General features: G+C 67.3%; 20 protein-coding genes. 11 read left to right on the top strand and 9 right to left on the bottom strand.

Going from position 1 to position 24,063, the window contains the following annotated elements; all coding sequences use genetic code 11:
- Positions 1-3: 3 nt before the first annotated feature.
- Together Y900_RS15170 and Y900_RS15165 are read right to left on the bottom strand one after the other, a co-directional pair.
- Positions 4-756 (bottom strand): GAP family protein, encoded by a 753-nt coding sequence (locus tag Y900_RS15170; RefSeq protein ID WP_036342945.1) that lies wholly within the window; start codon positions 754-756, stop codon positions 4-6.
- Between the two features lie 29 nt (positions 757-785).
- Positions 786-1,829 carry a TIGR03617 family F420-dependent LLM class oxidoreductase gene (locus Y900_RS15165; protein WP_036346843.1) on the bottom strand — a complete coding sequence of 348 codons (1,044 nt, stop codon included), beginning with the start codon at positions 1,827-1,829 and terminating at the stop codon, positions 786-788.
- Between the two features lie 58 nt (positions 1,830-1,887).
- On the opposite strand from Y900_RS15165, the gene Y900_RS15160 reads away from it, so the two are divergent.
- The gene (locus Y900_RS15160) at positions 1,888-2,106 is read left to right on the top strand and encodes a hypothetical protein (RefSeq protein ID WP_131536172.1); all 219 of its coding nucleotides are present in this window, start codon (positions 1,888-1,890) and stop codon (positions 2,104-2,106) included.
- A gap of 27 nt (positions 2,107-2,133) precedes the next feature.
- Here the strand turns inward: Y900_RS15160 and Y900_RS15155 are convergent, their stop codons facing one another.
- Positions 2,134-3,111: an IS481 family transposase gene (locus Y900_RS15155; RefSeq protein ID WP_036338172.1), complete on the bottom strand. Its 978-nt coding sequence runs from the start codon at positions 3,109-3,111 to the stop codon at positions 2,134-2,136.
- A gap of 122 nt (positions 3,112-3,233) precedes the next feature.
- On the opposite strand from Y900_RS15155, the gene Y900_RS15150 reads away from it, so the two are divergent.
- Positions 3,234-4,088, top strand: coding sequence for an SDR family oxidoreductase (locus Y900_RS15150; RefSeq protein ID WP_036342941.1), 855 nt, complete (start codon positions 3,234-3,236; stop codon positions 4,086-4,088).
- Between the two features lie 14 nt (positions 4,089-4,102).
- Here the strand turns inward: Y900_RS15150 and Y900_RS15145 are convergent, their stop codons facing one another.
- The gene (locus Y900_RS15145; RefSeq protein WP_036342939.1) at positions 4,103-5,836 is read right to left on the bottom strand and encodes an acyl-CoA dehydrogenase family protein; all 1,734 of its coding nucleotides are present in this window, start codon (positions 5,834-5,836) and stop codon (positions 4,103-4,105) included.
- 169 nt (positions 5,837-6,005) lie between these two features.
- On the opposite strand from Y900_RS15145, the gene Y900_RS15140 reads away from it, so the two are divergent.
- The 4 genes from Y900_RS15140 to Y900_RS30935 are packed head-to-tail and all read left to right on the top strand — an operon-like array spanning position 6,006 to position 8,763.
- On the top strand, positions 6,006-6,551 hold the full coding sequence (locus tag Y900_RS15140) for a hypothetical protein (protein WP_036342937.1): 546 nt from the start codon (positions 6,006-6,008) through the stop codon (positions 6,549-6,551).
- A 10-nt stretch (positions 6,552-6,561) separates the two neighbouring features.
- Positions 6,562-7,494 (top strand): LLM class F420-dependent oxidoreductase, encoded by a 933-nt coding sequence (locus Y900_RS15135; RefSeq protein ID WP_036342935.1) that lies wholly within the window; start codon positions 6,562-6,564, stop codon positions 7,492-7,494.
- 48 nt (positions 7,495-7,542) lie between these two features.
- Positions 7,543-8,154: a hypothetical protein gene (locus Y900_RS30290; protein ID WP_051660077.1), complete on the top strand. Its 612-nt coding sequence runs from the start codon at positions 7,543-7,545 to the stop codon at positions 8,152-8,154.
- An 18-nt stretch (positions 8,155-8,172) separates the two neighbouring features.
- Positions 8,173-8,763 (top strand): hypothetical protein, encoded by a 591-nt coding sequence (locus Y900_RS30935; protein ID WP_081845112.1) that lies wholly within the window; start codon positions 8,173-8,175, stop codon positions 8,761-8,763.
- Here the strand turns inward: Y900_RS30935 and Y900_RS15120 are convergent.
- Positions 8,760-10,244: a dynamin family protein gene (locus Y900_RS15120; protein ID WP_036342932.1), complete on the bottom strand. Its 1,485-nt coding sequence runs from the start codon at positions 10,242-10,244 to the stop codon at positions 8,760-8,762. The two genes, Y900_RS30935 and Y900_RS15120, sit on opposite strands and share 4 nt — an antisense overlap.
- 57 nt (positions 10,245-10,301) lie before the next feature.
- On the opposite strand from Y900_RS15120, the gene Y900_RS15115 reads away from it, so the two are divergent.
- Positions 10,302-10,736, top strand: a complete 435-nt coding sequence (locus tag Y900_RS15115) for a hypothetical protein (protein WP_036342930.1) — start codon at positions 10,302-10,304, stop codon at positions 10,734-10,736.
- Here the strand turns inward: Y900_RS15115 and Y900_RS15110 are convergent.
- From Y900_RS15110 to Y900_RS15100, 3 genes are all read right to left on the bottom strand, one after another.
- Positions 10,708-12,567: a dynamin family protein gene (locus tag Y900_RS15110; RefSeq protein WP_036342929.1), complete on the bottom strand. Its 1,860-nt coding sequence runs from the start codon at positions 12,565-12,567 to the stop codon at positions 10,708-10,710. The genes Y900_RS15115 and Y900_RS15110 overlap by 29 nt on opposite strands.
- Before the next feature lie 86 nt (positions 12,568-12,653).
- Positions 12,654-13,637, bottom strand: a complete 984-nt coding sequence (locus Y900_RS15105) for an IniB N-terminal domain-containing protein (RefSeq protein ID WP_036342928.1) — start codon at positions 13,635-13,637, stop codon at positions 12,654-12,656.
- A gap of 216 nt (positions 13,638-13,853) precedes the next feature.
- Positions 13,854-14,408: an Rv0340 family IniB-related protein gene (locus Y900_RS15100; RefSeq protein ID WP_036342925.1), complete on the bottom strand. Its 555-nt coding sequence runs from the start codon at positions 14,406-14,408 to the stop codon at positions 13,854-13,856.
- A gap of 204 nt (positions 14,409-14,612) precedes the next feature.
- On the opposite strand from Y900_RS15100, the gene Y900_RS15095 reads away from it, so the two are divergent.
- The 3 genes from Y900_RS15095 to Y900_RS15085 all read left to right on the top strand — a co-directional run bounded on the left by Y900_RS15095 (position 14,613) and on the right by Y900_RS15085 (position 22,154).
- On the top strand, positions 14,613-16,511 hold the full coding sequence (locus Y900_RS15095; protein WP_036346839.1) for an Hsp70 family protein: 1,899 nt from the start codon (positions 14,613-14,615) through the stop codon (positions 16,509-16,511).
- A 5-nt stretch (positions 16,512-16,516) separates the two neighbouring features.
- A complete protein-coding gene (gene iniR, locus Y900_RS15090; RefSeq protein WP_036342924.1) occupies positions 16,517-19,003 on the top strand; it encodes an isoniazid response ATPase/transcriptional regulator IniR in 2,487 nt (828 codons plus the stop codon).
- A gap of 148 nt (positions 19,004-19,151) precedes the next feature.
- Positions 19,152-22,154, top strand: coding sequence for a 4Fe-4S dicluster domain-containing protein (locus Y900_RS15085; RefSeq protein ID WP_036342923.1), 3,003 nt, complete (start codon positions 19,152-19,154; stop codon positions 22,152-22,154).
- 15 nt (positions 22,155-22,169) lie between these two features.
- On the opposite strand, the gene Y900_RS15080 is transcribed toward Y900_RS15085, so the two are convergent.
- The gene (locus tag Y900_RS15080) at positions 22,170-22,592 is read right to left on the bottom strand and encodes a hypothetical protein (RefSeq protein ID WP_237752567.1); all 423 of its coding nucleotides are present in this window, start codon (positions 22,590-22,592) and stop codon (positions 22,170-22,172) included.
- Between the two features lie 200 nt (positions 22,593-22,792).
- Between Y900_RS15080 and Y900_RS15075 the strand changes: the two genes are divergently transcribed.
- On the top strand, positions 22,793-24,058 hold the full coding sequence (locus Y900_RS15075) for a pyridoxal phosphate-dependent aminotransferase (RefSeq protein ID WP_036342920.1): 1,266 nt from the start codon (positions 22,793-22,795) through the stop codon (positions 24,056-24,058).
- Positions 24,059-24,063: the final 5 nt, after the last annotated feature.

Genomic DNA, 24,063 nt, shown 5'->3' with positions numbered 1-24,063 from the left:
CCGTCAGTGCTTCGGCAGGTGATCGAATGCGTTGTAGCCGACGAATGCGGCCGCGGCGAGCAGCAGCACAGCGACGATCCAGCGGCCGTGCACTTTCATGATCTGTTCGTAGCCTTCCTTGATCCGGTCGGCAGCCCCCGGCCGTACCAGCTCGACGACGGTCGGCGCCAGTGCGGGGATGAGTGCGATCACCGCGAAGACAACGGCACCGAGCGCGCGTTCCGGCCGGTGGCCGATCTCCAGGATCTGATGTCCGGCGGCGATCGCGATCGGGAACACCTTGGGGTGCAAGCCACAGACCGCGAAGCCGGCCATCGCCGCACGCGTGATGCGTTGGCGGGCGGGCAGATCAGCCTTCGGATTCAGTCCGGGAAAGCGTTCGGTGAGCCGGGTGCGCAATCTGCCGGGCCGGCGCTGCGGCTTGGACACGTCGGTGATCGGTTTGTGCCGTACTGCGCCGACCGCCCGGCGGATACCGATCGCCATCAGTGCGGCCGCGATCAGGATCCGAACGATGAAGCCGGGCCACGAAGCATGGTCGGCGGCCGACGTGTTCGGGGCGCCCGTCAGGGCGGCGATGCCCACCCCGATGCCGGTGGAGAACGCGATGCCGGAGATCGCGCCTGCGGAGAATGCGAGGGTGGCCTGCCGTGGCACCACCTTGTCGCTGGCAACCACCAGTCCGAGGACCAACGTCTCGGGACTGAACAGCAACGCGACCGCGAGCGTCGCGATCACGGCGATGTGTGTGCTCACGGGCTCATCCGCGCTGGCATGGCGGCAGGTTACCCCGCCGGAGGGCCTGGGCGCGCGGTGCTGTGCGAGAGTTGTCGCGCCACCTCGCCGTAGCGCTCGAAGCGCTCGTCGTCGCCCAGCGCGTTGTAGAGCACGATGCGGGTCGCGGTGTCGCCGTATCGCTCGGCCAGCGCATCGGCCAGCCCGTCCCAGCTCGACTCGGTGGCGAACGTGGCGATGTGGTCGTCGGTGATCTGCGCCGCCATCCCGTTGATGTCACCGGCCTTCTGCTTCTCGCGGATGCGGGCGGTGGTGCCGTCGAAGCCGGCCTCATCCCAGATGAACGCATAGTTGGGGGTGCTGCCGTAGAAGCTCATGGAGAAACGCACCCGCTCACGCTCGGCCGCGCGTTCCTCGTCGGTGTCGCCGACGATGGTCATCACGGGCACGATCAGCGCGATGTCGGACGGCGAGCGCCCCGATTTCGCCGCTCCCTCAGCGACTTTGGGCACCACATGGCGAGCGATGTAGCCAGGCTCCCCGATCGGGTGGACGTGCACACCGTCGGCCACCTCGCCGGCCATCCGAAGCATCCAGGGGTTCACCGCCGCGATGTCGACCTTCGGGTCGGGTTCGTCGATGGGTCCGGCACTCCACTGCGCGGTGATGAAGTCCAGGTTGTAGAACTCGCCGTGGTGGTCGAGGGTGCCGGTGCGGAAGGCGGCGAAGCAGGCCTTGACGGCCAGCACATAGTCGCGCAGTCGCGGGCCGGGACGTTCGAACTCTGTGCCGTACCGCCGCACGACGTGGGTGCGCACCTGGGTGCCCAGGCCCAGCCGGAAGCGTCCGCCGCTGCCTTCCTGCAGTTCCCACGCGGTCGCTGCCGTGATGAACGGGCTGCGCGGAAACGCGACCGCGACACCGGTCGAGAGCTGGAGTCCCGGCGCAGCTTGCGACGCCACCGCGGCGTTGAGGTACGGGGTCCGGCCGGTCTCGGTGAAGAGCATGCCGGAGAAACCGGCGGCCTGGGTGCGTTGGGCGAGGCTGCCGATTTGTCCCAGCGGCAGCGCAGTGGTCATGACGTCGACGTCCACCGGACAGATCGTAACGGCGTCGCGGAAACGCCATGCGCGGTTGCCATCCATCGCACCGATGAGAATCTCGCCATGGGTGATCGCCAACGGCGCCGGCTTCGATCCCGCCCAGATGAACCTGGCGTACTCGATCCTCGACGTCACCAACACCGTCCTCCAGCAGAGGCACAGAGATGCGATCGCGCGCAACGGCTGGCCGGACATCTTCGCGAAGGGCCATCCTCAGGATCCGCCGACGATCGCGACACAGAGCGAGCCGTCGGTGTTGGTAGCCTGACCACGCGGGGCCGCTAGGTGTACTCGGCTAGGACGTTGGCGTCAGTCTGCTGATCGGGGGTTGGCCTCCGAGGGCTGAGTGGCGTCGTCGATTGTTGTAGTCCTCGAGCCAGGGTGCAAGGGCAGCGCTGCGAGCGTCGTTGGTGGTGAATATCTGCTGGTAGGCCCACTCGGTCTGCAGGGTGCGGTTGTAGCGCTCCACTTTCCCGTTCTGCCAGGGGCAATGCGGCTTGATGAAGACGTGCTTGGCGCCCAGGCCTGCGATGACAGCCGCGACATCGGCGGAGCGTCGATAACTCCAGTGGTTGTCGGTGATGAGTCTCTCGATGGTCGGGATGCCGTGGGCGCGGAAGTACTCGGCGGCCCTGGCTAAAAACTCACCGCACGTCGCTCCCTTTTCATCGGGCAGGATCTCTGAGTAGGCCAGCCGCGAATGGTCGTCAACGACGGAGTGCACGTAGTCGAACCCGATGCGCGCGTTCCTCTGTGCAGCAGATCTGCTCTTGGCTCGGCCGTGAGCCTTCCATCCGCCTCCGTCAGGGATGCGGCCAATCTTCTTGACATCCATATGAATTAGTTCTCCGGGGCGTGCCCGTTCGTAGCGGACCGCGGTCGCTTTCGATGACCGGATCACGTCACCGGTCAGCGGGTCGCAGTCCCTCAGATACGGCAGCTGGTGGCGGCGCAAGATCGCCGAGATCGTGCGGGCCGGCAGACCGAGTTCGGCGCCGATCCAGTCCTGGCCCCGCCTACTGGCGCGGCGCAGTTCGAGGACCGCATCTTCAATGACAGCTGATGTGCGGCGCGGGCAGCGGTGTGGTCGTGAGGAGCGATCCGACAACCCGGCAACGCCTTCATCGCGAAACCGGCGCACCCATCGGTGAGCGCACTGGCGCGACACTCCTAATTCGGCAGCGACATGAGACACCGGTCGGTGTCCCTTAACGATCCGCTCAACGAGCAGCAGACGACCATGAACGGTCAAACGGGCATTAGCGTGGGACACGAGGACCTCCGTGGACTGGTGAAGACGTCAGACATCTCCACTAAGCCCGGAGGTCCTCCCTACAGCAATAGCGATCCGTCACCAATGTCTAAGCCGAGTACAGCTAGGCCATACTCACTCGGATGGGTACCTATGTCGTCACCGGCTCTGCCTCGGGCATGGGTCGGGCGGTCGCCGAGCGGCTGCGGGCCAATGGGCACACCGTGATCGGGGTGGACGTCCAGCCCGCCGAGGTGGTGGCCGATCTGTCCACTCCGGCCGGTCGCCGCGCGGCCGCCAACGCCGTACTCAGCGCGTGCGGTGGACGCCTGGATGGTGCGGTGCTGGCGGCCGGGGTCGGACCGACCCCCGGCCGGGACCAGCCGCGCCGCATCCTCGAGGTCAACTACTTCGGCGTCGTGGAACTCCTGCAGGCGTGGCGGCCGGCACTGGCCGCCGGTGAACGCGCCAAAGTCGTGGCATTCTCCAGCAATTCGACCACCACCATGCCGGCAATCCCCGGCCGTGCGATCCGCGCCCTGCTGGCGGGTGACGTCGACAAGGCCGCTCGCGCACTACGCATCTTCGGCCGCGCCGCGTCGTCGATGGCCTACGGCGCCTCGAAAGTGGCGGTGAGCCGCTGGGTTCGCCGTCACGCGGTGACGCGCGACTGGGCCGGCGCCGGAATCCGGCTCAATGCCCTCGCTCCCGGAGCCATCCTGACACCGCTGCTGGAGAAGCAGCTGTCCACCCCGGCCGAGGCCAAGGCCATCCATTCGTTCCCGGTACCGATCGGTGGTTTCGGCGATGCCGGGCACCTGGCCGACTGGGTGGTGTTCATGCTGTCAGATTCCGCGGATTTCCTCTGCGGCAGCGTTCTTTTCGTCGACGGCGGATCCGACGCCTATTTCCGGTCCGACGACTGGCCGGGCCCGGTTCCGGCACGACGACTGGCGGCGTACCTGCGAAAATTCAAACGGTTCACGAGCTTCTCGTAAGGGCGTCCAGATCGCTATGGCCGCATCGCATAAGCGCCGTCGTACGCTTTGACCTGTCTCCATACCCGGTCGAAGCGATCGGTGTCGGTGACGGGTTTGCGCACCGCACGCAGCGCCCATTCCTGTTGCGCCGGAGTAGAATTCGCTTTACCGTGCAGCGCAACCGCGTAGGCCGAGAAGTCCCGCACCTGCACGTCGAAGATCTGGTCCACCAAATCCGGATCGATTGCGCGCAACCGTGCCTGCTCCAGGATCAGCTGCCCGTACACCACCAGGGTGAACAGGTGACCGATGACGAGCATGAAGTCGAGGTCCTTCTGTTGCTCGGCGCTGGGGGCTGCGGTGAGCAGCAGCTGCTGCAGCGCCCGCGCCTGCTCGAGGAAGCGGGCGACGTTCGGTATCGCGGAGGCGCTTTCGAACACCGGCACCCAGTCGGCGAACTGCACCTTGGAGGCGCCGCGCGCCGGACCCTGCGCCCAGAAGAAGGTGTCGTCGGCCGGATCGTCGCGGGTGCCGATCTCGGGATAGTCCGCCGGGTTGAGCAGATAGTTGGGCATGAACTTGAGGATCTGGGCGACGTTGACGTGCACAGTGCCCTCCAGTCGCGGGAGCGCACCGATGAGGCGAGTCACCTGGGTGAAGTAGGTGTCACGCTCGAAACCCTTGGCGGCCATGATGTCCCACAGCTGGACCACCACCTTCTCGCCCTCGGAGGTCACCTTCGCCTTTGTCGCCGGGTTGAACAGCAGGTAGCGACGGTCCTCGAGACTGGCACTGCGGAAGTAGTCGATTGCGCGGTCGCTGAACAGTTTCATCGCGGCCAGCCGGGCATATGCCTCGACCAGCCCGGCCTGCACGTGCGGGAAGTCGGTCACCGGGTTGCCATACAGAATCCGGTTGTTGGCGTGGGTGATCGCTTCGTAGAACGCGTGCTCACACATTCCGATCGACGCGGTGCACAGATTGAACTTTCCGACGTTGACGGTGTTGAGCGCCACCGAAAACGCTTCGGGCCCAACGCACAGGATGTCTTCCTCCCGCACCGGGTAGTCGTGCAGCGCGAAGGTGCTGACGTACATCTGCCCGCGCACGACGTTGCCGATCAGCTCGTAGGCCGGGTGCGCGCTGTCCGCGACGAACCACACGTAGCCGTCCGGACCTTCCACGTCCGCCCGGCGAGAGAACACCGATACCATCCCGGCCACGTTGCCGTTGCCGATGTAATACTTCTCGCCGCTCGCACGGAAGGCCAGGCCGTCGTCGTCGGCCGGCGTGAGGATCATGTCGGTGTCGTAGATGTCGGCGCCGTGCTCGCGTTCGGACAACGCGAACGCCATCACCCCGCCGGCGTCGAGCTGCGCAGCGGCCCGTTCCTTCGCTTTGATGTTGTCGCTCTGCCAGATTGGGCCCAATCCGAGGATGGTGACCTGCTCGGCGTACCAGTACGCCAGGCCGTAAAAACCGAGGATCTCGCTGAGCGCGGCATTGCGGAAGGTATCCCAACGCTTGTTGTCATCCCCGAGTCCGAATTCCGACGGGGTCAGGAACGTCGCGAAGATCCGCTCCTGCCCGACGAAGTCCAGGAAGTCCGACACCCATACCGCGTCGTGGTCGTCCTGGAGCAGGCGCGCCTTGCCGCGCTCCTCGAACCACCCGATCAACGCTGTGAGCTGACGTCGCGTCTCGGGATCGAACTGTTGCGGGTCGTACGTGTTCGGGTTGAACAACAGGCCGCCGGTGTCGGTCATGGACGCACCCTTTCATCGCTGCATCGAATCTAGCCCGATCACAGGTCACGGGTTCCGAGATCGCCAGGGTCATCGGACTCAGCCCCGCGAGTCACTGGAGTCACTTACGTCACTGCATGCGTACCCTGACATCCGACGGCAGGAGTTCGACGTGCGGATATCCAACGGCATGAAGGCCGGTGCGGCGGTGGTGTGGCTGATGGCTGCCGGTGCTGCTGCCGGGTGTAGCTCCACCACCGACGGCGCGGCCCGATGCCCGGGCTGCGGACCGGGCGGGGAGCCGAGTTTCCCCACCAGCAGGCCGACCGTGTCCACACCGCTGCCGACGACGACGCCGTCGCCGACCCCGTCGCCGTCGGTGCCCAATCCGGGCGGCCAGACCCTGCCGCCCAGCGACACCGGCTACGTCTACATCGAAACCAAGTCCGGTCAGACCCGCTGCCAGCTCAACTCAGAGTCGGTCGGCTGCGAATCGAATTTCACGAACGCACCCACCATCAACGGCACCCCCGCCAACGGTGTCGAAGTGACCGCCGGGGGAAACTTGCGCTGGATCCTCGGCAACCTCGGAGATATCCCCACCACGACGCTCGACTACGCGACCTATCACGCGGTCGGCTGGACCATCGACGCCCGCAGCGACGGGACCCGCTTCACCAACGACGGCACGGGGCACGGAATGGTCGTCGGCACACAGGGGGCTCAAGTTTTCTAAGCTGGGCGATATGGACTTCCGCGTCTTCGTCGAACCCCAGCAAGGTGCCACCTACACCGATCAGCTTGCGGTGGCCCAGGCCGCCGAATCTCTGGGCTACTCAGCCTTTTTCCGCTCCGACCACTACCTGGCGATGAGCGGCGACGGCCTGCCCGGACCCACCGACTCCTGGGTGACGCTGGCCGGCATTGCCCGGGAGACCAGCACCATCAGGCTCGGCACGCTGGTCACCTCCGCCACCTTCCGCCATCCGGGGCCGCTGGCCATCTCGGTGGCTCAGGTCGACGCTATGAGCTCAGGCAGGGTCGATCTCGGTATCGGCGCAGGCTGGTTCGACGCCGAGCATCTCGCTTACGCGATCCCGTTCCCACCGCTGGGTGAACGGTTCGAGCGGTTGGGCGAACAACTCGACATCATCACTGGCCTGTGGACCACGCCGGCGGGCCAGACCTTCGACTACGACGGCACCCACTACACCGTCAAAGACTCGCCCGCGCTGCCCAAGCCCGTACAAGATCCCCATCCGCCGATCATCATCGGCGGCAACGGTCCCAAACGGACGCCGGCCCTGGTCGCCCGCTACGGCGCCGAGTACAACCTCGCGTTCCCCGCCCTGGACTTCGTTGAACCCCAGTACGCCCGAGTGCGCGCCGCGCTGAGCGACGCCGGTCGCGCACCCGAGGACATCGTGTATTCCGCGGCGTTCGTGGTGTGCGCCGGTCGCGACGACGCCGAGATCAGCCGGCGGGCGCAGGCGATTTCCCGGGAAGTCGACGAACTGCGAACCAACACGCCGCTGGTCGGTACGCCCACCGAAATCGTCGACCGGTTGGGGGCGTTCATTGATGCGGGAGTGCAGCGGGTGTACCTCCAACTGCTGGATATGTCCGATATCGACCACGTCGAACTCTTCGCCACCGAGGTGGTCCGGCAACTCGCCTGATTGCCGAACGCTGCATCGGCCCTGGCGGGCCGTTTAGCATCAGTAGCCGTGGCGAAGCACGACCCCGCTGGGGATGTCGACGAGGCATCGCCCGTCCCAATCGGTGACCCGTTCGGGCCCTACCCCGAGCAGCCCTACCCGGGGTCGGCAGCGGTCGCCGACACACCCGCGGATGACGACATCGACCCGCCGACTGATCCCGCGCTGCCGGTGCTCACCGCCGACGACGGCTTCGACCCGTTCGCTCCCGAGGCGTTCTGGTTCCCGGAACGGCCGTGGTACCGCAAGAGGCAGGCGACGCTCGCCCTCACCGCGATCGGTGTGGCAGGGGTCGCGATCCTGGTCGCCGCGGTCCTCCTGGTGGCGCTGGACTCCGATGACTCCGGGAAGTCCACGACCACGACGTCGACCACCACCAGCTCGCCGACCACCACGGGGCTGACCAGTTCAGAGCCGTCCGAGCCGCCCCCACCACCACCGCCGCCACCACCACCGGAGAGCCCGCCACCGGCGCCACCTCAGGGCACCTGGTATCCGCGATACCCACAGCAGAACGACAGCGGCCGCCCCAACGTGACCACCCCGCAGACCAGGCCGCCGCAGATCAGCGTCCGTCCCACCCACCGACCGGCCTTCCCCAATCAACCGGGCGGCGGCTGACGGTTAGAATCTGAACCCGTGGCGCGCGACGGATCCCCCGACGACCCGAACAACTACTCCGACAGTGACCCGACGCAGTACGCAAACTACGGCGGTACCGGCGGCGAGGCATACAGCGACTACCAGCAATCTGGTTACGGAGCGCCGACCGGTTACGGCGCCTCCCCACCCCCGCCCGAGCCGACCCCCTGGTACCGCAAGCCCGCGGCGCTCGTCGGCCTCGGCGTGCTGACCGCGGCCATCCTGGCTCTGCTGGTCTATGCGATCGTCAAGTTCACCGGTAGCGACGGATCCAGCCCGGCGACCACGACCACGACGTCGCCGACCACCTCGACCACGGCAGCCACATCGGCGTCCGTCGCTCCGGAGCCGGGCTTCACCCAGACGGTGACCGAATCCCCGACCGCCACGCAGGCCCCCGCGACGACGACGGACACGCCGACCACCACGACGACCACCGAACCGCCGTCGACCAGCACCAGTACGAGCACCAGCACCAGCACGAGCACGTCGGTGTCGACCTCGGTGAGCACGGTGACCGAAACGGTGACCACGACGCAGCGGCTGCTGCCGACGATCCCGGGCTTCCCGCGGCCGGGCGGCGGCTAACCGCCTGCGGCGTACATCGCGACCAGCGCCTCGGCGCTGCGCACCGCGGCGCGACAGGCCCTGGTGGTGAATGGATCGTTCAGCGGATGGTCGGCGCGGCGACGCCAGCGCTGTGCCGCCGCGAAGGCGGCGCGCGGCCCGTCGCCGGGCGTTTCGGCGGTCAATCCCAGCCGGCTTGCCGCGTCGGTACCGGAGCCACCGATCACCCGACGCAGGGAGGCCATCTCGTCTTCGGTCAAAGTCGTTGGCCGAGAACGTAGTTGGCTGAGCAGCCGGAGTTCTTCGAAGGCGTGGGTGTCGGCCAGCAGCGGGTCGATGTCGGCGATGATGTACGGCGTCGCGGTGATCGGGTGTATCTCGACGAAGCGGCGCAACGAGACCAGGGCGGTGTGCGCCTTGAGTAGTTCGGAGCGCTGCGCGAACTGTTGATCGATCACGTCGCGCAGCGCTACCAGGCCGCTGCGTTCGAGTAGCTCGTCGGCCAGGGTGACGGAATCCGTTGCCACGCCTGCCCGCAACACCGCGATCGAGATCCGCAGGCCGAACATGCCGAACCGGTCCAGAAGCTGGGCACGGGTCTGAGCGTCCACCGGCAGGGCACTGTCCTCGCGAACGAAGCGGTCCACGGAGAGCATCGCCTTGTTGAGCTCGTTGGCATCGACCGCCGCGAGCTTCTCCAGTGCGGCGAACTCGCTCTGCCGCAGGGTCCGGGCGGTCAGCGCCAGCAGTCCCGAGACCGGAACGACCGCCTGACAGATGCCGGTCCGGTCCAGTTCACCGGTGAATCGCTGCGCGACATCCTTGGCCGACATCATCGCGTCGAGGCGGCCTGCGCCGATCTCGTCGGCCCGGGAGGCCACCCCGATCACCCCGAGTGCACCCGAGGATCCGCCGACCAGCTCCCCGATCTGCTTGAGCAGAGCGATGTCCGCGGCGTTCAGCGTGCGCAGCAGGAACACCACTGCGTCGACTCGCGGTACACCGTCCTCGGGCACCAATAGCCGCAGCGTGCGTTCGGAGACATCGCGCGACAGCGATGATGTGCCTGGCGTGTCGATGATCGTCGCGTCGATCAGTTCGGCGGCCGGCCACTCGACGTCGAGATCGACGATGTCGTTGGCATCCAGGCGGCCGAAGTCGAAGGTCAGCCCGCCATCGCGGGCGATCGGCACATTGGAGCGCCGTCCGCCGACGTGGTTGGCGGTGACCTTCGGGATCGGGCCGTGCCGAAACCATGTGACGATGCGGGTGGCCTCGGTCGCATCGGTGGGCGCGATGTTCTCCCCCACCAGCGCGTTGACCAGAGTCGACTTGCCGGCTTTGAGCGTGCCTGCCAGCGCGATGCGGATCGGCTGGTTGAGCCGCCCGGCGATGCGGTCCAGTTCGTTGAAGACGTCGGGCCGCTCGCGGTATGCCGGTTCACCCTGGTAGGCACGACGGGTGCCGCCCAGGATGGCGCGAACCTGATCGCTGGTGCTCATCGAACGACGAGTCTACGGTCCGGCGGTCCGCTCTTATCACGGCTAGGATCAGCCGCCATGCCCCAGCACAAGGCGCCGTGGTACCGCTCGCCGGCTGCTACGTCGGCCGCCGGGCTGCTCGGGCTCGTGGTGGTCGCGATCCTGGTCTATGCGGTGGTGACGATGTCGAGCAAGTGGAGCACCACAGGCACCGAGACCGTTCTTCCGCCCGGCACGTACATCCCCGACGCGCCACACATCGCGAAGACCACCGCGGGCTCGACGAGTACGTCCTATCCCAACGTTCAGCTGTCGACGACCGATATCGGGTTACCGGGTGAGAGCACCACCAGCGGTACGTCGTCGCCGACGTCGAGCGCGCCGACCTCGGAGGTTCCGCCGTCGGAGCGGGTGGCCCCGACGTTCCCGGGCGCCTTCCCCACCCGCGTCACCCACCCGCCGGGCACCAGATCCGGGCCGCGGCTCAACGAGACTCGGTCGTCGTCGCCGTAGAAAGCACTGCGGGAAATAGCTTTTCGGCATTGTCGATCACCTGGCCGAGAATATTCGCCTGGCGTTCGAGCTCGCGGATGCGGTTGTTGCGCTCGGTCTCCTCCATCCGCGCGGCGGCGATGGTGGACTGCAACGACTCGTTGAGCGAGCGGGTGGTCTGGTTGGCGATGTCGCGGTAGTGGTCGCGCAACTGGCGCTGGACGTTCTTGAGCCGGTCGCGGGACTCCTTGGACACCACGAACAGCACGTCGTCGACGAAGCGGCGCAGATTGGTCTTGGCCTCGTTGCGGACCCGCATCATGCGGTTCTCCATGTCCTCCTTGTAGGCCTTGCGGCCGAGCAGCAGACCCGCACCCAACGACAGCGGGTTGAACATGCCCAGACCGGCCACCGAGGTGATCATGCCGAACATCAGCACACCGCCGTAGGAGCCACGCATACTGGTGATCACCTTGTGGCCCTTACCGATCGGCTTCGACTCGAGGCGGGCCAGCGATTTGAGCCGACCGACACCGGCATTCATCTCGGCAGCACTCACCTCCGGCATCTTGATGGCGTCCAGTCCGGCCTCGACGAACGTCCGCGCGACGTCGGCGGCCAGCGCCTCGGCACGCTGATAGGCCCACACGAAGTTGTCACCGACGGCGTTGGCAACCGAATCCTCCACCTCCGCACCGATTTCCGCCCAGTGCTGGGTGGGGTCGCCCTCGTCGATGACACTCTCGATGTGCTGGGTGATGGCCCGGAACCGGGCGCGCAGATCGTGCTCGACGTCGGCTGTCAGGTCGGCGATGCCGTCGTTGAGGACCTGCTGCCACAATGCGGTCTGCTGCAGGGCGTCCTGCGCTTCCTGCTTCCGGCGCTCGAGGTCCTCGGTGAGCCGGCGCGCCTGGTCCGGGTCACTGAGCGCCGACAGCTCGGAGTTCACCGAAAGGTTGAGATGTTCTGCTGCCGAGCGAATTTCGCCGACCACGTGGTCACGCACCGCGTCGCTCTCCCGGGACAGCACCTTTTCCGATAGCCATGAGACGATCGCCGGGAAGTTCGATTCGTCGTTGAGTTCCTTGTCGTTGAGCTGGATGGCGTGGCTGCGCAGCAGTGAGGACGCCGGGATCAGCGGCAACTGCAGTCCCGCGCGCTGCAGATGCGCGGTATTGGCGGCGACGATCTCGCGCCAGTACGGGTAGAGGTCGGTCTTGGTGGCGATGACAGCGCCGACCGGGCAGATCTCATGGGCTTGGCGGATGAACCGCATCTCGGGTTCGGTGAATTCCTGGCTGGTGTCGCTGATCATCAGCATCGCGTCCGCATCCGGGAGCAGCCCCAGAGTGGACGACAGGTGCGGCTGGCCGTGGCCGCCGACACCGGGGGTGTCGATGAACGCCAGACCGCCCTGCAGGAGAGGGCTTGGTGCGCCGACCTCGACCCGCAACACCTCCCGGCCCTGCGCCTGCGGGGCGCGGCGCAGGTCGTGGCGGATGTCGTCGATCGGGATGTCGATGCTCTGCGGTGGCATACCCTCGCCGACCGAGACGATCAACCGGGCCGACGGCTGCTCGGCGTAGCTGATCACGGTGACCAGCGCGGTGGTCTCGTCGTCGCCGACCCGGGCCACCGGCATGTTGAGCAGCGAGTTCAGCAGCTGGCTCTTGCCCTGCTTGAGCTGACCCGCGATGACCACCCGGATCTGCGGGTCGGTGATGCGCTCCTTGGCGACCGCCAGCCGGGCAACCAGATCGCCGCGGTCATTGAGTTCGGCGATCGCGCTGGTGTGATCGATCAGCTCGACGATCACCTTCACCCGGCGCGGGTCTTGCTGTGGTTGCGTCACGTGTCCTCCCTGTGGTCCACCGTATGCGCAGGCAAGCGGCGGGAACCTCCAGACTTGCTGAAGGTCCCCGCCGTCGCCGGATTGCTCTACAAACCCAGCAGGTGGTTGCCAGACGCCAACGCCATGTCGTGGCTGTTGTCGAGCCCACTGTTCACCAGCGTGGTGTCGTGACCCGCATCGAACAGCGAGTGGCTCGACGAGTCGTGTGTCGAGCTGTCGTACGTCTGGTGCACCGAGTTGTCGGAGTGGTCGGTCACCGTGGTGGCGGTGTGGGTCGCGGTGTTGACCGGCGAGCCGGCCGTATTGCCACTGTTGGTCGACGGGTGGTTGTCGACGATCGTGATCCCGCCGCCGCCTGCGTTGCCACCGGAGGCGTGCCCGCCGCCGAGGCCGATCAGGCTGCCGCCGGCCGACGCTCCGCCGCCGTTGCCACCGCCGGCGTCGACGTCGTGCAGGACCGTGCCGCTGTTGTCCTTGATCACGGTGCTTCCGCCGGTGGCGGTGGTGCCGTCATCGTGGATGTTGCTGTGGCCGATCGCGACGTTCGAGCCGGTTCCGGCGACCACCTGCCCGTTGTTCACGTCGTTGCCGTTGCCCAGGACCGCGCCGTCTCCGCTGACGATGTCGCCCTTGTTGTGGCCGTCGACCACTACCCCGCCATTGGTGGCGGTGTTCGTGGTCTTGTTGCCGAAGGTGATGTCGCCGAAGCCGAGGTTGAAGCCACCCTGCTGGGCGTTGCCGCCGGCGTTCTGGTCCGGGCTCAGCAGCGAGGTGTCGTTGTGGCTGGCCAGGTCGGTCTGCGGCGCGAAGGTCGGTGACGGCGCGTAGACCGGCTGGTAGGCGGGCGCGAAGCCGTACTGGTCTGATACCGCGCGCTGCAGGCCGGCGACCGGGTCGCCGTCGCCGAGCACCAGGCCGGGAACCGCGGTGGCGGCCAGCGTCGAAACCTGCGCGGCGGACACACCGGCGAACCCGGCGTCGCGCATGGTCTGCTCCGGCGCGGCGACGAACGCACGTGCGGCGTCCTCGTTGCGGAACAGGCCGAGGATCCAGTCGAGGAGAGAGAGCATGGTCGGACCTTTCGGTGTGTTCGCCGGTGACTCCGGCGATCTGGAGACCACGTTATGGACGCCACGGTCGAGCGAAAACGGGGTCGAAACCCGTCTTCGCCAAGCCCCCACTAGGGCCCGCCAGGGGTAGTTATGTAGGGGATTAGGGGGTCCCTAGGGAGAGCTCTGGAAACAGAAAATCCCCACGTCACTGGGACGTGGGGATTTGCCGGCGGATCAGAACAACTCGAAGCCGGCGTGGTCTTCCGGCGCCGCAAGGCTGGCGCCATGGTTGTCGTCGACGTGGCCGTGATCCCACGCGGACGGATCCGCCCAGTCCTGGCCCGCGTCGGGGGTGACGCCGTGGTCGAGCACGGTATGACTGAGCTGCGATGCGGTGTCCGGCAGGTTCAGCGCACCGGGGTCGGCGCCGAGATCGGTGATCAACGCCGGAGCCTGATCCGCGTGCTGGGCGACATCGGTGATCACCGAGTGGACGTCGGGTGCGGTGGTGGCCGCGGGCAGGTGATCGAAGGCGTCGAATGCCGCCGTCGCCGCTCCGCTCGCCCACACATTGCCGTCGCCCGCGCCGGCCGCGGGGCCGAACCCGGCTCCCGAGAGCGGGCCCGACAGCGAGTCGGCGACCATCGGAATCAGGTGGTTGACGTCGGCGCTGGTCACATCGGTCAGGTGGGCGTCGGCGATGGCGCCGCCCGGGTCCGCGGCGTAGCGTGCGGCGGCGTCGGGATCTCGCACGAGCGACATCACGAAGTCGAGCAACGAATTTGCCATGGAAACGCCTTCTCTCCTACCACCGATAGTCACAGTGGAATCCCAGCTGCTGCCAAGAATGTTATCGGCGGACACGCGTGCCGTGATCGGTGTCGAAGCCACTCGAACCGCGGCACCATTAGGGGGTGCAGCCTTAGGGGTTCGGAAGACATTAGGGGATATGGTGATGACGGCTGCCGACCAGGCAACGGAGGGATGTGCGAATTGAGCGACTCGCTGGGGTTGTCGATCGGAGCGACCAACCTGGCGGCGGCACGTCCGGGCCGCCGGCCGATGACCCGCCGGTCGGTGTTGACGTTGTGGGACAACCGGCCTCCCGAAGTCGGCGTTCCCTCCCAGAACCCGGAGCTGACTAGCCCGAATCTCACCGAGGCCGGCCAGGTGTTCCGCGGCTTCGTCGAGCGGGCGGGCGATCCGGTGCCGTTGGTGGCCGCCGATGGTTCGCCGCATCGCGGCGAGGACTTGATTGCCGACGCGCTCGAGGCGATGGCCCGCGCCGCCGACGACGGCACACCGGCCTCCACTGTGGTCGTCGCGGTCCCCGCGTACTGGGGTGCCGGCGCCGTCGGCGCCCTGCGTGGCGCGCTGCGCACCCGACCCGCCCTGTCCCCCAACGGTATTCCACCGACATTGATTTCCGACGCGACGGCCGCGCTGGCGGCCTTGCAGGCTGATCCGGGTCTGCCGTCGCAAGGGGTGGTGGCACTGTGCGACTTCGGCGGCAGCGGTGCCAACATCACGCTCGCCGACGCCGGCGCGAATCTGGCGCCGATCGGCGAGACGGTGCGCTTCACCGACCTCTCCGGTGACCATCTCGACCAGGCGCTGCTGACGCAGGTGCTCGGCGGCATCCGCGATCAAGCCAACATCGACCCGGCCAGCACCAACGCGGTCGGTGCGCTGACCCGGCTGCGTGACGAGTGTCGCCAGGCCAAGGAGCGGCTGTCCTCGGAGACCGCGACGGTGGTACCTGCCGAACTGCCCGGCTTCCGCTCCGATATCCGGGTCACCCGACCGGAATTGGAGGCGTTGATCGCCGAGCCGCTCGCCGGTTTTCTGGATGCCCTCGGAGATGTGCTGGAGCGCAACAGGATCCCTGCCGCCAACCTGGCCGCGGTCGCCACTGTCGGCGGCGGTGCCGCGATACCGCTTCTCACGCAACGGCTTTCCGAAGAGCTGCGTGTTCCGGTGATCACCACACCGTTGCCGGGTCTCAACGCGGCCATCGGATCGGCCGTGCTCGCCGCGCGCGGCGGCGCACCGGATGCGCCGACGGGGATGGCGGTGGCCGCGGCCGATGCACCGACCGGACTGGCTCCGGCGGCGTGGGCGGCCGGGACTGCGGGATCGGCCGCGACCGAATCGGCCACCGACGGCTCGCCGTCGGCGACGTTCCGCGCGCTGGCCTGGTCGCAGGACGATGCGCCCGGAGCGGAGCCGGTGCCGTATTCCGGTGAGGATTACACCTTCGACTACGCCCAGCAGGCGCAGGCCACCGGGATGCGCCCGATGGTCGAGTTCGAGCCGCCGGACGAGGAAACCGAACTGGTCGCCGCGCCGGTGCCGTGGTACCGGCGCCCTCCGCTGCTGTTCGGTATCGCCGCGGCGCTCGCGGCGGTGGCGGTCGGCGGACTGGCGATCACCCTCACGAGTGCCGACAGCACACCGACGACCACGACCACCCGAGTCACCAAGCCCGGCGATCCCACAGCGGCACCGGTCACGAGTGTCGTTCCGCCACAGACGGTTACGATCACCGGCAACGACGGGCAGCCCACCGAGTCGACGATCCCGGCGACCACCACGGTCATCCAGACGACCACGACGACCCCGCCCACCACGACCACCACACCGTCGACCACCACAACGACAACGACAACCACCACCACGACAACGACGACCACCACCACGCCGCCGACCACCACGACCACCACCACCCAGCCGCCGACCACCACGACCCAACCGCCGACGACCACCACGACCCAACCGCCGACGACGACGCAGCCGCCGCCGACCACCACCGTCAAGCCCATCACCACAACCGTCGCACCGCCGACCACCCGCGACATCATCACTGGTGTGACGTCGCCGCCGGGGGCCTAACGCCGGTGCCCGATTCGATTCCAGCGCACGGCCTTTCGCCGACCGCCCACGAGGCGTTCAGCGTCCTGGGGTCGGAGCCGGTCAAGATGCTGGTGACCGGAGGGGTCGGCACAGGCAAGAGCACGCTGCTCGGCGCGGTTCGCGACGCTCTGCGCGGTGCAGGTTCCGCGGTCGTGACCCGTGCACCGGCGGACGGCGACCCTGCCGATGCCGCCGTGGTGGTCGACGACGCACACCTGCTGCCCGCGGTCGAGTTGCAGCGGCTCGCCGAGGTTGCCACCGATCCGTCGTCGACAGTCGTGGTAGCGGCGCAGCCGCGCGACCACGACGAGGACCTGCAGGCGCTGATGACGGCGATCGAACGTGAGCGGCCTCGAATTACCCTGGGCCCGATGACATCTGCCGAGATATCCCGGCGGATGACCGACCCGTCCGGCCATCCGCCGCGCACCGAGTTGGTGATCAGCATTGTCGTCGCGACGGCTGGCATCCCGTTCCTGGTCGACGCCGCGCTGGCCTCCACTCGCCCGTACTCGGCAGCGTCGATCGGACAAGCTGCGCTCTTCGCGCTCAACGATCGGCTGCGCCGGCTCAACGAACCCGACCTCGACGCATTGCTGATCGCCTCGCTCAGCCGCGATCTCGGTGCCGCTGATCTGGCGGCGACACTTCAGGTTCCGCCCGATGAGGCCAGGCTGCTGATCGATCGGGCCCGCGCCACAGGACTGATCGAACCCGCGCACAGTCCGCACTTCCTGCGCGCGGTGCACCGGGCCGTCGCGCAGATTCTCGGTAACGCGCGCCACCACGACGTCGAGACCGCGCTGCTGCGCTCGCAGATCGCGATGTCCACCCTGTCGCCGGACTTGGCGCTGCGGTTGGCCGAACACGGTGTGCGTGACGAGCAGCTGGCCGAGGTCCTGCGTCGCCAGGCCGGCGCAGGACGGGCCGACCCGGCCCTGCTGCGCGCCGCAGTCGACGCCGGCGCGGTCGAACTGCGGGCTCAGCTGGCCGATGCGCTGGCTCTGGCCGGCGAATCCTCGGCAGCCGCAAGTGAAGCGGACAGCCTTTTGGCGTCGGAAGATCCTGCTGAGCGAGCAGCGGCGGTCCGGGTGGCCGCCAGTGTCGCGATGCTCAACGGCAACTCGGCACAGGCGTCCGAACTCTTCAGCTGGCTCGGCCCCTACCCGGACACATCGGTCAGCGCGGCAGCGACGATCGTTCTCACCGGGACGGGCGATGCCGCCGGCGCCGAACGTGCGCTGGCCGTGCCCAGCGCGGGCCCCCCGACCGCGGCCTCCCGCGCAGCGCGCACCCTGGCCGAGGGACTGCTGGCGACGTTGCAGGGCCCCTATTCGACCGCGGCAACCAAACTCGGCGCGGCGATGGCCGCGGAGTATTCGGCGGCCCAGGTCCTGCCGGACAGCCCGGCGGCTCTGGTCACGCTGGCCGCGCTGCACGGCGGTGACCCCGTCCGCGCGCGCAGTGTGATCGCCCGCGCGGTGCGCGCCGATCGGGACGTCGACGAACCGCTGTACGGCCATCGGCACCGCCTCCTGCTCGCCTGGACCAAGATGCAGGACGGTCAATTCACGGCGGCTGCCGCCGACATCGCCGGACTCGACGGAACGCATCGTCGGGATGCGTTGTGGACCGCGGCACTGCGCACTGCGCTCGCCCGCCGCGGTGGCGATGCCGGCGCCCTGCAAAAGCACTGGTACGCCGCGATGGAAGTGTTGGTCGAGTATTCGGTCGACCTGTTCTCGTTGCTGCCGCTGGGTGAGCTGTGGGTGGCGTCGGCACGACTCGGCCAGCAGGACCGGCTGGCGCCCGCTCTCGACCTGGCGTTCGGGCTGCTGGAGTCGCTGGGCAACCCGCCCACCTGGTCGGTGCCGCTGCGCTGGTCCGGCGTGCACGCCGGGATCCTGGCCAGTGACCCGGCCGCGGTGGCCCCGCATGGGCAGGCGCTGACCGCCTCGGCGGCGCACAGCCCGTTCGCCAAGGCGCTGGCCGTCGCCGGCCGGACCTGGTTGCGTGTGCTTGCCGGACAGATCGACGGCGACGAGGTCGGCGCCGCCGCGCGCGGACTGGCCCAGTTCGGCCTGACTGCTGATGCCACCCGGCTCGCCGGTCAGGCAGCGCTGCAGACCTCCGACCCCAAGGTGTCGGGACTCATGCTGCAGGTCGCCCGTGACCTGAAGCTGTCAGCCGGCGACAGCGGGGGCGAGGACGGCCAGCAGCCGCTGGTGTCCGAGGCGTCGGGGCCCGCGGCCGCGGGTGCACGACAGGCGTCCTCCCCGCTGTCGGATCGCGAGCGCGAGGTAGCCGAACTGCTGTTGCTGGGCATGCCCTACCGCGATATCGGTGCGCAGCTCTTCATCTCCGCGAAGACCGTCGAGCACCACGTCGCCAGGATCCGGCGTCGTCTCGGCGCGGAGTCCCGCTCGGAAATGCTGTCGATGCTTCGCGCGATCCTGTCGCCGCAGAGCTGAGACCACAGCCCCGCGCGGGACTAGTTAGGACAGCCTTTGTAGCGGCGCCAAATGCCGAGATGCAACTATGAGCTGGATTGAAGTTAAGTTACCGGTCGGTAACTTAACTTAAGTTACTATTGGGTAACTTACGACAGGGAGGCTGTCCGTGACCGCTCTCGACTGGGGTCGACTGATCATCGGCCTGCTGGCCACCGCCATCGTGTTGGTGTTTGCCGCACGGCGCGTATTGTTCCTCACCCACCTGATCCGGTCCGGTCAACCGATCAGCGACGAGAGCGGCCGCAAGGACAACATCCCGGACCGCATCAAAGCGCAGTTCACCGAAGTCTTCGGCCAGAAGAAGCTGCTGAAGTGGTCCATCCCCGGTATCGCCCACTTCTTCACCATGTGGGGCTTCTTCATCCTCGCGACGGTGTACCTCGAGGCCTACGGCGTCCTCTTCAACCCCGAATTCCACATCCCGTTGGTCGGCAGGTGGAATGCGCTGGGCTTCCTGCAGGACTTCTTCGCTGTCGCGGTGCTTCTCGGCATCATCGTCTTCTCGATCATCCGGTTGCGTTCCGAGCCCAAGGAGTACGGTCGCGATTCCCGGTTCTACGGCTCGCACACCGGCGGCGCCTGGCTGATCCTGCTGATGATCTTCCTGGTCATCCTGACCTACGCGTTCTTCCGCGGCGCTTCGGTCAACGCCCTCGGTGAGGCGTTCCCCTACGGCTGGGGTGCCTTCTTCTCGCACGGTATGGCCGCAGCACTGGCTCCGCTGGGACACACCGCCAACGTGTGGATCGAAACCATCGCGCTGATGGGCCACATCGGCGTCATGCTGGCCTTCCTGCTGATAGTGCTGCACTCCAAGCACCTGCACATCGGCCTGGCCCCGATCAACGTCACCTTCAAGCGGCTGCCGAACGGCCTGGGCCCGCTGCTGCCCGTGGAGTACAAGGGCGAACCGATCAACTTCGAGGATCCCGCCGAGGATGCGGTGCTCGGTCGCGGCAAGATCGAGGACTTCACCTGGAAGGGCTACCTCGACCTCACCACGTGCACCGAGTGTGGTCGCTGCCAGTCGCAGTGCCCGGCATGGAACACCGGAAAGCCGTTGTCGCCCAAGCTCGTGATCATGAACCTGCGCGATCATCTGTTCGCGAAGGCGCCGTACATCATCGGCGGGAAGCCGATCCCCAGTGGTGAGAACGAGGCCGAACAGTTCGCCTCCGCCGAGGGCGGTTTCGTCGAGACCAAGCACGACGCGCACGACCATGTTCCGGAGTCAGGCTTCGAGCGGGTGCTGGGCTCCGGCCCGGCGCAGGCGACCCGCCCGCTGGTGGGTACCGCCGAACAGCTCGGCGTGATCGATCCCGACGTGCTGTGGTCGTGCACCACCTGCGGTGCGTGCGTCGAGCAGTGCCCGGTGGACATCGAGCACATCGACCACATCGTCGACATGCGCCGGTACCAGGTGATGATGGAGTCGGAGTTCCCCGGCGAACTCGGCGTGCTCTACAAGAACCTTGAAGCCAAGGGCAATCCGTGGGGTCAGAACGCCAAGGAGCGCCTCACCTGGATCGACGAGGTCGAGTTCGACATCCCCGTCTACGGCAAGGACGTCGAGTCGTTCGCGGGCTTCGAGTACCTGTTCTGGGTTGGTTGCGCCGGTGCCTACGAGGATCGCGCCAAGAAGACCACGAAGGCCGTGGCCGAACTGCTGGCCGCGGCCGGCGTGAAGTTCCTGGTTCTCGGCGACGGCGAGACCTGCAACGGTGACTCGGCTCGCCGCTCCGGCAACGAGTTCCTGTTCCAGCAGCTGGCCTCGCAGAACGTCGAGACGCTGAACGACCTGTTCGAGGGCGTCGAGCGGGTCGACCGCAAGATCGTCGTGACGTGCCCGCACTGCTTCAACACCCTGGGTCGCGAATACCCACAGGTCGGCGGCAACTACACCGTGGTCCACCACACCCAGCTGCTCAACCGCCTGGTACGCGACAAGAAGCTGGTTCCGGTCAAGGCCGTGGATGGAGGGGCCAACGTCACCTATCACGATCCCTGCTACCTGGGCCGGCACAACAAGGTCTACGACGCACCGCGTGAGCTGATCGATGCCTCGGGCGTGACGCTGAAGGAAATGCCACGGCACGCCGATCGCGGCCTGTGCTGCGGTGCCGGTGGCGCGCGGATGTGGATGGAAGAGCACATCGGTAAGCGCGTGAACCACGAGCGCGTCGACGAGGCGCTGACGTTGGATCCGGCCAAGATCGCCACCGGCTGCCCGTTCTGCCGCGTCATGATCACCGACGGTGTCGGTGACCGTGAGAAGGCCGACGAGGTCGAGGTGCTCGACGTCGCACAGCTGCTGCTTGGCTCGCTGGATCTGAGCAGTGTCACGCTGCCGGAGAAGGGCACGGCCGCACGAGAGGCCGAGGCTGCCGCCGCTTCGGCACCAGCGGAGGCACCTCCCGCGCCGAAGCCCGAGGCGGCCGAGCCTGCCGCGGCCGCGCCGTCGGCACCGGCCAAGGAAGCCGCGCCGGTCACGGGGCTGGGCATCGCTGGCGGCGCCAAGCGCCCCGGCGCCAAGAAGGCCGCCGCCGCAGCTCCTGCCGCTGAAGCGCCCGCTGCCGAAGCTCCAGCCGCTCAGCCCGTCAAGGGACTCGGCATCGCAGGCGGGGCAAAGCGACCGGGCGCCAAGAAGGCTGCAGCGCCGGCCGCCGAGGCGTCGACTGCCGCTTCCGCCGCTGAGGCACCGGCGGAAGCGCCTGCGGCCGAAGCTCCGGTCAGGGGGCTCGGCATCGCTTCCGGCGCCAAGCGACCCGGCGCCAAGAAGTCGGCGCCTGCTGCACCTGCGGCCGCGGCACCTACGCCGGCTGCCGAGGCACCTGCGGAAGCCCCCGCGGCTGAGGCGCCGGCCAAGGCCGAGCCTCCGGTCAAAGGCCTCGGCATCGCCGCGGGCGCCAAGCGACCCGGCGCCAAGAAGTCGGCGCCCACCACACCTGCGGCCGCGGCACCGGCTGCTGCTCCTGCCGAGGCACCTGAGCCGGCCGCAGCGACTGAACCGAAGGCCGAGGAGCCGAAAGACGAAGCCCCGAAGGCGGAGCAGCCTCCGGTGAAGGGCCTCGGCATTGCCAGGGGCGCCCGGCCACCGGGCAAGCGCTAGTCACTCACGCGAGGCTCAGCCGACCTTGATCAGCTGGAAGGGTGCCTGGGTGATCTGCCCGCCCGGGCAGTCACCGTTGGAGTCGGCGGTCACCGTGCCGGTCATCGTCGCGGCATCGACCGAGTAGGCGATGCGGACGGCCGCATAGCTGCCGTCGTCGCATACCACTCCGTTGGGCTTGGTCACCGTGAAGTTCCACCGGCCATCCGTGAAGGTCGCGACGCTGGTCCAGCCCAGGGTGCTCCTGAGGTTGGCGGTACAGCCGTTGACGGCTGCAGGACAACTCGACGAGGCCGTCACCATAGCGCCGTCGTCCCCGCCGCGGACGGCGTACGTTCCGTTTATCAGTGCCGGATCGGCAGACGCGGAGACAGCAAATCCCAGCGCGGTAACCGCCGCCGCAGCAGCAGCGGTCGTCAAAGTGCGTGCGATCTTCACGTTCATCCCTTTGTGCCGTCAGTAGTGAAGCCCCAAGTTAACAGCCGATTCACCCGGCAATCACCGCTGCTGTTCAGCGAAATCACAGTTGTGTCCGAGGCGTCCCACAATTGAATTCGAACCGTGACTTCTCACGTCACAGCAAAGGCACAAATCGGCACGGCGGAAACCAAGTTGCATACCAATGGGACACTTAACCGGTGAGTACGCACCAGTTACCGTGGCACGGCACCAGCCAGCACCCCCGGCAACGTACGTTCACGCAGTCCACCAAGCTGCAGGACGTTCTCTACGAGATCCGCGGACCGATCCACGAGCACGCCAACCGCCTGGAGAACGAGGGTCATCGGATCCTCAAGCTCAATATCGGCAACCCCGCGCCGTTCGGCTTCGAGGCCCCCGACGTGATCATGCGCGACATGATCGCCGCTTTGCCCGACGCCCAGGGCTACTCCGACTCCAAAGGCATTCCCAGCGCGCGCCGCGCCGTGTTCACCCGCTACGAACTCGTCGACGGCTTCCCCCGCTTCGACATCGACGACGTCTACCTCGGCAACGGCGTTTCCGAGCTCATCACGATGACGCTGCAGGCGCTCCTCGACAACGGCGACCAGGTGCTCATTCCCGCGCCCGACTACCCGCTGTGGACGGCGTCGACCGCACTGGCCGGCGGAACCCCCGTGCACTATCTGTGCGACGAGACCAACGGCTGGATGCCCGACGTCGCCGACCTGGAGTCCAAGATCACCGATCGCACCAAGGCGCTCGTCGTGATCAACCCGAACAATCCCACCGGCGCGGTATACAGCCGCGAAGTCCTCGAGCAGATGGTCGAATTGGCGCGCAAGCATCAACTGCTGCTGCTCGCCGACGAGATCTACGACAAGATCCTGTACGACGAGGCCAAGCACATCAGCCTGGCCACGCTGGCGCCCGATCTGCTGACGCTGACCTTCAACGGGTTGTCCAAGGCCTACCGGGTGGCCGGCTACCGGTCGGGCTGGCTGGTCATCACCGGCCCCAAGGAGCACGCCAGCAGCTTCATCGAGGGCATCAGCCTGCTGGCCAACATGCGCCTGTGCCCGAATGTTCCTGCGCAGCATGCCATTCAGGTCGCACTGGGCGGTCACCAAAGCATCGACGACCTGGTCCTGCCGGGTGGACGCCTGCTCGAGCAGCGCGATGTCGCCTGGAACAAGCTCAACGAGATCCCCGGGGTGTCGTGCGTCAAGCCGACCGGCGCACTCTATGCGTTCCCGCGGCTGGACCCCGAGGTCCACGACATCCACGACGACGAGCAGCTCGTGCTGGATCTTCTTCTGCAGGAGAAGATCCTGGTCACTCAGGGCACCGGTTTCAACTGGCCGGCACCCGATCATCTGCGAATCGTGACCCTGCCGTGGGCACGCGACCTCAGCAGCGCCATCGAACGGCTCGGCAACTTTCTGGCGAGCTACCGGCAGTAACCACA

This window comes from Mycolicibacterium aromaticivorans JS19b1 = JCM 16368 (assembly GCF_000559085.1).
Taxonomy (GTDB): Bacteria; Actinomycetota; Actinomycetes; order Mycobacteriales; family Mycobacteriaceae; genus Mycobacterium; species Mycobacterium aromaticivorans.
Note: the sequence above shows the minus strand (reverse complement) of the source record. Positions and strands in the feature narration are given on the sequence as shown.